Annotated in this window: 10 protein-coding genes; 8 read left to right on the top strand and 2 right to left on the bottom strand. The window is 62.6% G+C overall.

Going from position 1 to position 12,701, the window contains the following annotated elements; all coding sequences use genetic code 11:
• The first annotated feature begins 42 nt into the window (after positions 1–42).
• From oxlT to P9292_RS12355, 5 genes are all read left to right on the top strand, one after another.
• Positions 43–1,395: an oxalate/formate MFS antiporter gene (gene oxlT, locus P9292_RS12375; protein ID WP_244829241.1), complete on the top strand. Its 1,353-nt coding sequence runs from the start codon at positions 43–45 to the stop codon at positions 1,393–1,395.
• Positions 1,396–1,404: 9 nt separating this feature from the next.
• Positions 1,405–2,346 (top strand): LysR substrate-binding domain-containing protein, encoded by a 942-nt coding sequence (locus P9292_RS12370; RefSeq protein ID WP_309959204.1) that lies wholly within the window; start codon positions 1,405–1,407, stop codon positions 2,344–2,346.
• A 291-nt stretch (positions 2,347–2,637) separates the two neighbouring features.
• Positions 2,638–3,651, top strand: a complete 1,014-nt coding sequence (locus P9292_RS12365; protein ID WP_309959202.1) for a 2-dehydropantoate 2-reductase — start codon at positions 2,638–2,640, stop codon at positions 3,649–3,651.
• Positions 3,652–3,762: 111 nt separating this feature from the next.
• Complete coding sequence (locus P9292_RS12360; RefSeq protein ID WP_244829244.1) at positions 3,763–3,984, top strand: hypothetical protein; 222 nt, start codon at positions 3,763–3,765, stop codon at positions 3,982–3,984.
• A complete protein-coding gene (locus tag P9292_RS12355; protein WP_309959200.1) occupies positions 3,974–4,705 on the top strand; it encodes a GntR family transcriptional regulator in 732 nt (243 codons plus the stop codon). The genes P9292_RS12360 and P9292_RS12355 overlap by 11 nt, the downstream gene beginning before the upstream one ends.
• Before the next feature lie 203 nt (positions 4,706–4,908).
• Here P9292_RS12355 and sucD read toward each other — a convergent pair whose 3' ends face one another.
• Together sucD and sucC are read right to left on the bottom strand one after the other, a co-directional pair.
• Positions 4,909–5,781 (bottom strand): succinate--CoA ligase subunit alpha, encoded by an 873-nt coding sequence (gene sucD, locus P9292_RS12350; protein WP_250467436.1) that lies wholly within the window; start codon positions 5,779–5,781, stop codon positions 4,909–4,911.
• Between the two features lie 14 nt (positions 5,782–5,795).
• Positions 5,796–6,995, bottom strand: coding sequence for an ADP-forming succinate--CoA ligase subunit beta (gene sucC, locus P9292_RS12345; protein WP_309959197.1), 1,200 nt, complete (start codon positions 6,993–6,995; stop codon positions 5,796–5,798).
• Between the two features lie 310 nt (positions 6,996–7,305).
• Between sucC and P9292_RS12340 the strand changes: the two genes are divergently transcribed.
• The 3 genes from P9292_RS12340 to P9292_RS12330 all read left to right on the top strand — a co-directional run bounded on the left by P9292_RS12340 (position 7,306) and on the right by P9292_RS12330 (position 12,647).
• Complete coding sequence (locus P9292_RS12340; protein WP_250526900.1) at positions 7,306–9,072, top strand: thiamine pyrophosphate-binding protein; 1,767 nt, start codon at positions 7,306–7,308, stop codon at positions 9,070–9,072.
• Between the two features lie 38 nt (positions 9,073–9,110).
• Positions 9,111–10,367, top strand: coding sequence for a formyl-CoA transferase (gene frc / locus P9292_RS12335; protein WP_244829248.1), 1,257 nt, complete (start codon positions 9,111–9,113; stop codon positions 10,365–10,367).
• An 81-nt stretch (positions 10,368–10,448) separates the two neighbouring features.
• Positions 10,449–12,647: an acetate--CoA ligase family protein gene (locus P9292_RS12330; protein ID WP_309959193.1), complete on the top strand. Its 2,199-nt coding sequence runs from the start codon at positions 10,449–10,451 to the stop codon at positions 12,645–12,647.
• The last annotated feature ends 54 nt before the right edge of the window (positions 12,648–12,701 follow it).

The raw sequence follows: 12,701 nt of genomic DNA, 5'->3' as shown, positions 1-12,701 counted from the left end.
AATCAAGCGCCGCACGAGCGCGAATGAATAACGGAGACAGACATGGCAAGCGCAGACACGGTTGTGTCCGGGCAACCGCACGGGCGTCATCACAACAGGTGGGTTCAGTTGACGATCGGTATCCTGTGCATGGGACTCGTCGCCAACCTTCAATATGCATGGACGCTGTTCGTCGTACCGATGGATGCCAAGCACCATTGGGGCCAAGCGGCGATCCAGACCGCCTTCACCATCTTCATCGTCACCGAAACCTGGCTCGTGCCCGTCGAAGGCTGGCTCGTCGATAAGTTCGGGCCCCGGCCCGTCGTCATAGGCGGCTCGATCTGCGCGGCCATCGGCTGGTGCATCGATGCGCATGCGACCAGCCTCATGCATCTCTACATCGCGGCCGTGGTGGCGGGCGTGGGCGCGGGCTGCGTGTACGGCACGTGCGTGGGCACGGCGCTCAAGTGGTTCCCGGACAAGCGCGGCCTTGCGGCGGGTTTGACGGCCGCTGGTTTCGGCGCGGGCGCGGCGGTCACGGTCATCCCCATCTCCAACATGATTCAGAGTGCGGGCTACGAGCACGCGTTCATGTTCTTCGGCATCTTCCAGGGCGTGTGCATCTTCCTGCTCGCGCTCATGCTGATTCGTCCGAAGCCGCCCTTGAACGTGGTTCCGGCCAAGCGCGTGGTGTCCACGAAAATCGACTACACCACCGGGCAGATGGTGCGTGCGCCGCTCTTCTGGGTGCTGTACCTGATGTTCGTGTTCGTCGCGGCGGGCGGCGTGATCGCCACGGCGCAGTTCGGCCCGATTGCCAAGGAATACGGCTTCGCGAAGATGCCCGTGAATATCCTCGGCGTGACCTTGCCGCTGCTTGCGATGACACTGTCCATCGACAACCTGTGCAACGGTTTCACACGGCCTTTGTGCGGCTTCATTTCGGACAAGATCGGCCGCGAGAACACCATGTTCATCATCTTTCTGGGCGAAGGCGTGGCGCTGCTCGGGTTGATGCAGTTCGGCCACAACCCTTACATGTTCATGTTGTTCGCCGCGCTTACGTTCCTGTGCTGGGGTGAGATATTCTCGATTTTTCCCGCCACTTGCGCGGATACTTTCGGCAGCAAGTACGCGGCGGCCAACGCGGGCACGCTTTACACGGCAAAAGGCACGGCGTCGATGCTGGTGCCGCTTGCCTCGGTGCTCGCGTCGATCGGTTCGTGGAACGCGGTCTTCATCACGGCGGCGATTACGTCGATTGCAGCGGGCCTGTGCGCTAAGTTCGTGCTCGCGCCGATGCGCAAACGCTGGATCGAAAACACGGTCGCCGAAACGGCCGCGGATTCGTCGATCAACGCGTCGTTTCAGGCGGGCTGGAGCGACGCGCCGCGCAAACCGTCGGTGCAGTGAGCGAGCGGCATGCGCGATCGTCGAGATGAAATCGCGCCGCCGCTTTGCGTATCGCTGCATCAGTTGCGGTTGTTCGTCACGCTCGCGCGGCATCGCAGTTTCACCCGCGCGGGCGATGAATTCGGTATCACGCAGTCGGCGGTCAGCCGCAGCATCCGCGAACTCGAGGATGAACTCGCGCTGCGGCTTTTCGACCGCACGACGCGTCAGGTCGCGCTCACCGATACCGGGCGTACGCTGCTCGGGCGCATCGCGCCGCTCGTCGAGGAACTCGAAGCGACGCTGCGGCCGCGCACCGCGAACGAAGCCGAACCGGGCGTCGTCAATCTTGCCAGCAGTTGCAGTCTGACCGCGAGCGTGTTGCCTGCGTTGCTCGGCTCGTGTCATGAGCGGCATCCGGGAATTGCGGTCATGGTGATGGACCGGCCGCAGAACGCCGTGCTGCAACTGGTGCGTTCGGGCGAAGCGGACATGGGGCTCGTGATCGCGCCCGGGAGTCTCGACGAACTCGTTGCGGAACCGCTTTTCGACGACGACCTCGCTGCTGTCGTCAACGTGTCGAGCCCGCTTGGCGATGCGGACTATATCGACTGGACGCAACTGCGCGCTTCGCCACTTCTCCTCCTCGATGACGACACCGGCAGCCTCGATGCCATAGAAGACGCGCTTGCGCGTCACGCGGTGACGGGCGCCTTGCGTCAGCGTCTCGCGCAGCCGGTTGCCGTCGCGCGAATGGCGCAGGCGGGACTTGGCATCGGCGTCTTGCCGATGCATGCGCGGATGGCTTGCGAGACTATCGGCGTGCGGTTCGTGCCGCTTGCGCCGCGGGCCGTGCGAACGGTGATGCTCGTGCGGCGGCGCGGGCATGCGTTGCGGGCGAATGCGGCGCATGTGTGGTCGCATGTTGCGGCGTCTTCGTCGCGGAGTTCGATGGCGTTTCAGGCTGCGTGAATCCGCGCGGACGCCGCGCAGGCGTAGTCATACGTCGAGTGCTATGCATCGTCACCCGGCGGTGCGCAGAACCTTAGTCGTCGCTATCGAACTGTTTCTGTTTGACGCTCACGCGGCGCGCGCGCTTAATTCCCTTAGCAGGCTCTCCCTAAACGACACGACACAAACGCGCTCCTTGTGCGGGTTTCCGCTCGCCCGAAACCGCGCGATTCGCCTTGTCGCTCCCCATCACGGAATGTAGTATCTTGTATATCAGAAGGTGATCCGCATACAACCTCAGGAGACGAAATCATGAAAATCTGCGTGTATGGCGCCGGTGCGATCGGTGCATATATGGGCGCGCAACTCGCGCGGGCTGGAGCGGACGTCAGCTTCGTGGCGCGCGGGCCGCATCTCGCGGCGATGCAAGCGAACGGCGTGAAGCTTCAGATCGATGGCGAGGAACACGTCGTCAAAGTCCGCTGCACGAACAATCCCGCCGAACTCGGCCCGCAAGATTTCGTGATCATCGCGCTGAAGGCGCATTCGGTGCCGGGCGTCGTCGATCTCATTCCGCCGCTCCTTGGACCCGATACGGCGATCATCACCGCCGTCAATGGCCTGCCTTACTGGTACTTCTACGAGCATGGCGGCGAACTCGCCGGAACGACGCTGCAAAGCATCGACCCAGGCGGGCGGCAGTGGAGCGTGTTCGGACCTGAGCGCGCAATCGGCTGCGTGCTGCTGCCGGCGGCGGAGATCGCGGAGCCGGGCGTAATCAAGCATGTGTACGGCAAGAAGTTTCCCATCGGCGAACCGAGCGGCGAGATCACCCCGCGCCTGCAGGCGCTACACGACATCATGGCCGCCGCCGACATGGAAGCGCCGATGCGCGACAACATCCGCGATGAAATCTGGCTCAAGCTCTGGGGCAACCTGTGTTTCAACCCGATCAGCGCGCTCACGCATGCGACGCTCGACGTGCTGACGAGCGACCCCGGCACGCGCGCGCTTTCCAAAGCGATGATGCTGGAAGCAAAAGCAATCGGCGACAGGATCGGCGTTAACTTCCGCGTCGATGTGGAGCGGCGCATCAATGGCGCGGGCGCGGTGGGCGCGCACAAGACATCGATGCTCATGGACTGCGAAGCCGGCCGCCCGATGGAGATCGATCCGCTCATCACCGTCGTGCAGGAAATCGGGCGCCTCGTGAAAGTCGAGACACCGATGATCGATGCCGTTCTCGCATTGATCAAGCTGCGCGAAGGCGTAAACCAAGGCACGGCCAAGGCTTTACCGCCCCCGCAAACGCAGAAAGCCGCCTAAACTGCATCCAGGAAGCCGGCGTTGTTTCTGATATACAAGATGCAAAATATGTTGAAATGTATTGCAACGCAACATATACTGAGGGCTCTTGAAGATTATCCGGAGCCTGAAATGAGCATCGCCTTGTTGGTTGTCATCGGATTCGCGCTGGTTGCCGTGGGTGTGGGCGTTACGTTTATGATTGCGTCGGCGGTGCCGCAGGACATGCTGCAGCGCGCACAGGATCACGGTCGGTTTGCCGGTCTCGCGGCGGACGACCAGAACGGCGGTTCGGGCAAGCGTGTCGATGCTTCCCGCCCGCACATGGGAACTCAAGTCATCAATGCCATCTGATACTCAATCCGTAGACCGGCCGGACGTTCGCCCAAGCGGCCTTACGCTGTCGCTCGAGCCGATCAATGCCACGGTTTCGCTGCGCGATCAGGCGTACGCGAAGCTGCGGCAGGCAATAGCGGAAGCGGACATCTACCGTTCGCGGGAAGAGATCCGTCTCGACGAAAAAGAACTGACCGAAGCACTGGGCGTAAGCCGCACGCCCATTCGCGAAGCCATGACGCTGCTGGAGCAGGAAGGCTTTCTGCGAACCGTGCCGCGTCGCGGCGTGTACATCTTGCGCAAGACCAAGCGCGAGATCGTCGAGATGATCCACATGTGGGCGGCGCTGGAAAGCATGGCGGCGCGCCTTGCCACGCAGCGCGCGACGGACGAGGAAATCGCGCAGTTGCGCCACATGTTCGACAACTTCCGCGACGCCACGCCGGCGGAGCACATCGGCGAATATTCGGAAGCGAATATCGCGTTTCATCAGGCTATCGTGCGGCTGTCGAAGTCGCAGATCATCTTCGACACGATCAAGAACATCTTCGTGCACGTGCGCGCCATTCGCAAGATGACGATCTCGCAGAGCGACCGCGCGTCGCGCTCGATCGTCGATCACATGCGGATTATCGAGGCGCTCGAGAAGCGCGACACGGAACTGGTCGAGCGGCTGGTGAAGCAGCATTCGCTGGATCTCGCCGCGTTCGTCGAGGCAAATTGCGACTTTCTCGATTGAGTCCGAACTGAAAGCTGGCAGGCAGATTGACAAAGGCCGCGTGACGATTAACGTCACGCGGCCTTTTTTTATCCTGCACAGCCGAGACTGCGTTACCCGCTGCCGGTGGCTCGCGCGCGTCTGCACGCTGACAAGTTTGACGACGGCTGTCCGACTATCTTGCCGCGCCGAGGGAGCCACTCAATTCCTCATGGCGCCCTTGCTCACCGCATCGCGTGAAGCATCGTTTCGCCGAGCGCGGCGGGGGAATCGGCGACATGAATGCCCGCTGACTTCATTGCGTCGATCTTCGCGCTTGCCGTGCCCGAACCGCCCGAAATAATCGCGCCCGCGTGCCCCATGCGGCGTCCCGGCGGCGCGCTCGTGCCGGCGATAAACCCGACCACCGGCTTCTTCGTGTTCGCGTCCTTCAGAAACTGCGCGGCTTCTTCCTCCGCCGATCCACCGATCTCGCCGATCATGATGATGCCTTCAGTCGCGTCGTCTTCGAGAAAGAGCGCTAGGCAATCGATGAAATTCGTTCCATTCACCGGATCGCCGCCAATGCCGATGCAGGTCGTCTGCCCGAGCCCCGCAGCGGTGGTCTGCGCGACGGCTTCATAAGTGAGCGTGCCCGAGCGCGACACCACGCCTATTTTCCCCGGCCGATGGATATGCCCCGGCATGATGCCGATCTTGCATTGCCCAGGCGTGATGACGCCTGGACAATTCGGCCCGACGAGCCGGCTGCGCGAGCCGGTGAGCGCGCGCTTCACGCGCAACATGTCGAGCACCGGAATGCCTTCGGTGATACAGACGATGAACGGCACCTCCGCGTCGATGGCTTCGAGGATGGCATCGGCGGCGAAGGGCGGCGGTACGTAGATGACGGATGCATCCGCGCCGGTTTTCGCGACCGCGTCGGCGACGGTATCGAATACGGGCAGGTCGAGATGCGTCGTGCCGCCCTTGCCCGGCGTCACGCCGCCAACCATGCGCGTGCCGTACGCAATCGCCTGCTCGGAATGGAACGTGCCCTGCGCGCCGGTGAAGCCCTGGCAGATGACCCTGGTATTGCTATCGATCAGAACGCTCATTGTCGGCTTCCTCGTCAGTGATGGGCAGCGGCGACGGCGCCGACGATCTTGTCGGCGGCATCGGCGAGATTTTCAGCGGGGATGATGGTGAGGCCGGAGTTGCGCAGAATCTCGCGGCCCGCGTCGACGTTCGTGCCGGCAAGGCGCACGACGAGCGGCACGCGCAGGTCGATCTCGCGCGCGGCCGCGACCACGCCTTCCGCGATCACGTCGCAGCGCATGATGCCGCCGAAGATGTTGACGAGAATGCCTTGCACTTTGGGGTCGCGCAGAATCAGCTTGAACGCGGTCGCGACACGTTCCTGGGTCGCGCCGCCGCCCACGTCGAGGAAGTTGGCGGGCTCGCCGCCGTAGAGCTTGATGATGTCCATGGTCGCCATGGCGAGGCCCGCGCCGTTCACCATGCAGCCGATGTTGCCGTCGAGCTTCACGTAATTGAGGCCGTGTTTCGCGGCTTCGATTTCGGCGGCATCTTCCTCGTCTTCGTCGCGCAATGCTTCGATATCGGGATGCCGATACAAAGCGTTGTCGTCGAAATTGAGCTTGGCATCGAGCGCGATGACATCGCCGGAACCGGTGACGACGAGCGGATTCACTTCCACGATGGAGGCATCCAGATCGACGAACGCCTGATAAAGCGCCGCGATGAACTTCGATGCCGCCGCCACTTGCTTGCCGCTCAAGCCTAGCCCGAACGCGACTTCGCGCGTGTGAAACGGCTGGAGACCCGTCGCCGGATCGATCGACACCTTGAGAATTTTCTCCGGCGTGCGATGCGCCACGTCCTCGATCTCCATTCCGCCTTCGGTCGACGCCATGATCGTGATGCGCGACGTGGCGCGATCCACCAGCATGCCGAGATAGAGCTCGCGTGCGATGTCGCAGCCTTCCTCGATATAAAGCCGTTTCACTTCCTTACCCGCAGCGCCGGTTTGCTTGGTCACGAGCACCGACGCGAGCATCTGCTGCGCGTTTTCTTGCACCTCGTCGACAGATTTGACGACGCGCACGCCGCCTTTGCCGTCGGGATCGTTGGCGAAGCGGCCCGCGCCGCGTCCGCCCGCATGAATCTGCGATTTCACGACCCAGACCGGGCCGCCGAGGGCGCGCGCCGCGTTGGCCGCGTCGATCGCGGAGAAGGCAACCTGGCCTTGCGGTACGGCGACGCCGTACTTCCGCAGCAGCGCCTTCGCCTGATATTCGTGGATATTCATCGTGTCTCCCTAGTCGTCGGTTCTCTGAGCGCAACCGGGCTTCAGCGACTGCGACGGTGCGCTGAAATATGATATATCACATATCAAGACAACATTTCACGCTGTTTTGTTGATGCTCTGCAGCACGAAATGTGCGCTTAAGATGCTGCGAAAGCGCTAATAAGCGATGACGCATCGCATCACAGGGTTTTCGCCATCGCTCGACACTTGACTAATACTGTGTGTGGAATATTGTATATCACAGCAACCGGACGGCAGCGCGACGTCACGGAAGCCTTGAACACAACCCCCTTCGAGGAGGAGACAAACAATGTCCGAAGTCGTCAGCAGCCGTCCGGAAGTCGCTCCCGCCACCACCACCGCGGATGACACGCTCAAACAAAAAACACGCGGCGCGGGTGTCGTCTCGGGCGGCCATTTGGTCGCCCGAGCGCTCAAGAACGAAGGCGTCGATACCATCTTCACGCTGTGCGGCGGTCATATCATCGATATCTACGATGGCTGCGTCGATGAAGGCATTCGCATCATCGATGTCCGTCACGAACAGGTCGCCGCCCACGCCGCCGATGGCTACGCGCGTCAGACCGGCAAGCTCGGTTGCGTCGTCACCACGGCCGGCCCCGGCTGTACCAACGCGGTGACGGGTGTCGCCACGGCGTTTCGCTCGGAAAGCCCGATCATCCATATCGGCGGGCAGGGCGCGTTGACGCAGCACAAGATGGGCTCGCTGCAAGACCTGCCGCACGTCGACATGATGGCGCCGATCACCAAGTTCGCCGCCACCGTGCCGAGCACCGAACGCGTCGCCGACATGATCTCGATGGCCGCGCGCGAAGCCTTCAACGGCGCGCCCGGCCCGGCGTACCTGGAGATTCCGCGCGATGTGCTCGACCGCGAAATCGATGTCTCCAAGGCCGTGATTCCGCAGCCGGGACGGTATCGCGCATCGACGAAATCGGTGGGCGATCCGCTCGATATCGAGAGGCTGGCCGATCTGCTGGTCGACGCCGAGCGTCCCGCGATTCTCTACGGCCAGCAAGTGTGGACCGCGCGCGGTCACGAAGAAGCCATCGCGCTGTTGCGCGGCCTCGACGTTCCCGGCTACTTTAACGGGGCGAGCCGCGGCCTCTTGCCGCCGGGCGACCCGCATCACTTCGACCGCACGCGTTCGCAAGCCTTCGCGAAGGCCGATGTGATCGTGATCGTCGGCACGCCCTTCGACTTCCGCATGGGTTACGGCAAGCGCATCAGCCGCGATCTGAAGCTCGTGCAGATCGACATGGATTACCGCACGGTCGGCAAGAACCGCGATATCGATCTCGGGCTCGTAGGCGACCCGGGCGCGATCCTTGGTGCGGTGCTGCAAGCGGCGAGCGGACGCATCAAGAACGACAAGCGCCAGAGCCGTCAGGCGTGGATGCGCGAACTCGCGGCGGCGGAAGAAACCGCGACGGCCAAGCTGATGCCGCTCTTCACGTCGGACGCGAGCCCGATTCATCCGTACCGCGTCGCGCACGAGATCAACCAGTTTCTATCGGACGACACGATCTATATCGGCGATGGCGGCGACGTCGTGACCATTTCCGCGCAGGCCGTGCGTCCGCGCCGTCCGGGTCAGTGGATGGACCCCGGCGCGCTTGGTTCGCTCGGCGTCGGCACGGGCTTCGCCATCGCGGCGGGTCTTGCGAACCCCGAAAAGGAAGTACTCTGCTATTACGGCGACGGCGCTTTCTCCATGACTTCGTTCGACATGGAAACCGCGAATCGCTTCGGCGTGCCGTATCTCGCCGTCATCGGCAATAACTCGGCGATGAACCAGATCCGCTACGGCCAGCTCGCCAAGTACGGTCAGGAGCGCGGCAACGTCGGCAATCTGCTCTCGGACGTGCCGTATGGCCGCTTCGCCGAAATGCTCGGCGGCTATGGCGAGGAAGTGTACGAGGCCTCGAAGATCGCGGGCGCGTTGCAGCGTGCGCGGGAATCGATCGCCAAGACGGGCAAGAGCGCGGTCGTCAACATCTGGGTCGATCCGACCGTATACGCCCCCGGCACGATGGCTCAAACGATGTACAAATAAAGCCACTGACAAGCCACTGAAGACATTGGGAAACAACCATGAATAATTCGGGCAAGGCACTGGATGGCGTGCGCATCCTCGATTTCACGCACGTTCAGTCTGGGCCGACCTGCACGCAGTTGCTCGCGTGGTTCGGCGCGGACGTGATCAAGGTGGAGCGCGCGGGCGCCGGAGACATCACGCGCGAGCAGTTGCGCGATATCCCCGACGCCGACAGCCTCTACTTCACGATGCTCAACCACAACAAGCGTTCGATCACCATCGATACGAAGAATCCCGAAGGCAAGAAGGTGCTCGAAACGCTCGTCAAGAAGTGCGACGTGCTGGTCGAGAACTTCGCACCGGGCGCGCTCGATCGCATGGGTTTTACGTGGGAGCGCATTCAGGAGCTGAACCCGAAGATGATCGTGGCGTCGGTCAAGGGCTTTGGGCCCGGACCGTACGAAGACTGCAAGGTGTACGAGAATGTGGCGCAATGCGCGGGCGGCGCGGCATCGACGACGGGTTTCGACGATGGCCCGCCGGTCGTCACCGGCGCGCAGATTGGCGACTCGGGCACGGGCTTGCACCTCGCGCTCGGGATCGTCACGGCGCTGTATCAGCGCAATGCAACCGGGCGCGGCCAGCGCGTGCTCGCGGCGATGCAGGACGGCGTGCTGAACCTGTGCCGCGTGAAACTGCGCGATCAACAACGGCTCGAACGTACCGGCACGATGAAGGAATATCCGCAGTATCCGAACGGCACATTCGGTGAGGCGGTGCCGCGCGCGGGCAACGCCTCGGGCGGCGGTCAGCCGGGCTGGATTCTCAAGTGCAAGGGTTGGGAGACGGACCCGAACGCGTATATCTACTTCATCACGCAGGCGCCGGTCTGGGGCGAAATCTGCAAGGTGATCGGCAAGGAAGAGTGGATCGACCATCCTGATTACAAGACGGCCAACGCGCGCCTGCCGCATCTGAAGGACATCTTCGCGGAGATCGAGCGCTGGACCATGTCGAAGACCAAGTTCCAGGCCATGGAAATTCTCAATAAACACGACATTCCGTGCGGCCCGATTCTCTCGATGAAGGAAATCGCCGAAGAGCCGTCGCTCAGAAAAACCGGCACCGTCGTCGAAGTGGATCATCCGGTGCGCGGCAAGTATCTGACGGTTGGCAATCCGATCAAGCTGTCGGATAGTCCGACCGAAGTCGTGCGCTCGCCGCTGCTTGGCGAACACACCGACGAAGTCATGGCCGAACTCGGCTACTCGCCCGATCAGATCGCGACGCTGAGAAGCCTCGGCGCAATCTAAACGCCTCATTCGATGCCTGTCGCGCCGCCTCCTCGTGAGGCGGCGTGGAGTGGCACGTCCATACGAACGGAGACAAGTCAGATGAACAGCACCGTTGTGCAGGAACGCAATGACTCTTCGACGCAAGTCGCGAACGCTATCCCGCTGCATGCAGCCGATGCGAAACGCCGCGTGGCGGAAGTGTTCGATCGCGTGAAGGCGGAAGGGCGCACGTCGCTCACGGCGCCGGAAGGCAAGCTCGTCTGCGATGCATACGGCATCGCCGTGCCGCGGGAAGGCGTCGCGACGAGCGCGGACGATGCGGCGAAACTCGCGTCGTTCATCGGCTTTCCGGTGGTGCTGAAAATCGTCTCACCGGAGATTCTGCACAAGACGGAAGCGGGCGGCGTGCTCGTCGGCGTGAAGAACGAAGCCGATGTCAAAGCCGGCTTCGCGACGATCATCGAGAACGCGAAGAACTACGACGCGAACGCGACGGTCCTCGGCGTGCAAGTTCAGCAGATGGTCGGCGCGGGACAGGAGGTGATCATCGGCGCGGTGACCGATCCTTCGTTCGGCAAGCTGATCGCGTTCGGGCTAGGCGGCGTGCTCGTCGAAGTGCTGAAGGACGTGACCTTCCGGCTCGCGCCCGTCACGCGCGACGAAGCCGCCTCCATGCTCGACGGCATTCAGGCGGCTGAAGTGCTGCGCGGCGTGCGGGGCGCGGAGCCGGTGCATCGCGAGAGTCTCGTCACGCTGATCGAGCGCGTGTCGCGCCTCATCGACGACTTCCCGCAAATCTCGGAGATGGACCTGAACCCGGTTTTCGCGAGCCCGAGCGGCGCCGTGGCGGCGGACGTGCGCATCGTGGTGGACTTCGAGCCTGCCGCGCCGCGTTACCGGCCGACGCAGGAGCAGATTGTCGCGCAGATGAACCGCATCATGAAGCCAGACGCACTCGCCGTGATTGGCGCGTCGAACGAGGACGGCAAGATCGGCAATTCGGTGATGAAGAACCTCATCAACGGCGGCTACCAGGGCGCGATCTATCCGATCCATCCGAAAGCCGACGAGATCATGGGCCACAAGGCGTACAAGAGCGTGAAGGACGTGCCCGGCGTGATCGATGTCGCGGTGTTCGCCATTCCCGCGAAGTTCGTCGCGCAGGCGCTCGTCGAAGTCGGCGAGAAGCAGATTCCCGGCGCGGTGCTGATTCCTTCGGGCTTCGCGGAGACGGGCAATCACGAAGGCCAGGAAGAACTCGTGCGGATTGCGCGTCAATACGACATTCGCATGATGGGCCCGAACATCTACGGTTTCTACTACACGCCCAAGAATCTCTGCGCGACCTTCTGCACGCCGTATGACGTGAAGGGCAAGGCGGCGCTGTCGTCGCAATCCGGCGGCATTGGCATGGCGATCATCGGCTTTTCGCGTTCGGCGAAGATGGGCGTCTCGGCAATCGTCGGGCTCGGCAACAAGTCGGACATCGATGAAGACGACCTGCTTACGTTCTTCGAGCAGGACGACAACACCGAGATCATCGCGCAACACTGCGAGGACTTGAAAGATGGCCGCGCGTTTGCCGAAGCCGCGAAGCGCGTATCGAAGAAAAAGCCGGTCGTGGTGCTGAAGGCCGGACGCACGAGTCTCGGCGCGCGTGCGGCCAGTTCGCACACCGGCGCGCTCGCGGGCAACGACAAGATCTACGAAGACGTGTTTCAGCAATGCGGCGTGATCCGTGCGCGGTCGCTGCGCGATTTACTGGAGTTCGCGCGCGGCATTCCCAAATTGCCGACGCCCAAGGGCGAGAACACGGTCATCATCACGGGCGCGGGCGGCTCGGGCGTGTTGCTCTCGGACGCGTGCGTGGACAACGGCCTGTCGCTCATGACCATGCCCGAGGATCTCGACGCCGCATTCCGCAAGTTCATCCCGCCGTTCGGCGCGGCGGGCAATCCGGTGGACATCACGGGCGGCGAGCCGCCGACGACCTATAAGAACACGATCAAGCTGGGTCTCGAAGACGAACGCGTCCATTCGATCATCCTCGGCTACTGGCATACGATCATCACGCCGCCGATGGTCTTCGCGAAGCTCGTGATCGAAGTGAAGGAGGAGATGAAGGCGCGCGGTATCGAAAAGCCGATCGTGGCGTCGCTCGCGGGCGACGTGCAAGTGGAGGAGGCGGCGGAGTATCTATACGCGCATGGCGTGCCGGCCTATGCGTATTCGACCGAATTGCCAGTGGCGGTGCTCGGGGCGAAATATAAGTGGGCGCGCGGCGCGGGATTGATCTGAGCAAAGCGGGGCGCTTAGCCGCCCCGCGGCGCCCCTTCCTAATCACACGGACCT

Origin of the sequence: Caballeronia sp. LZ001 (assembly GCF_031450875.1) — a bacterium.
Classification (GTDB): domain Bacteria; phylum Pseudomonadota; class Gammaproteobacteria; order Burkholderiales; family Burkholderiaceae; genus Caballeronia.
Note: the sequence above shows the minus strand (reverse complement) of the source record. Positions and strands in the feature narration are given on the sequence as shown.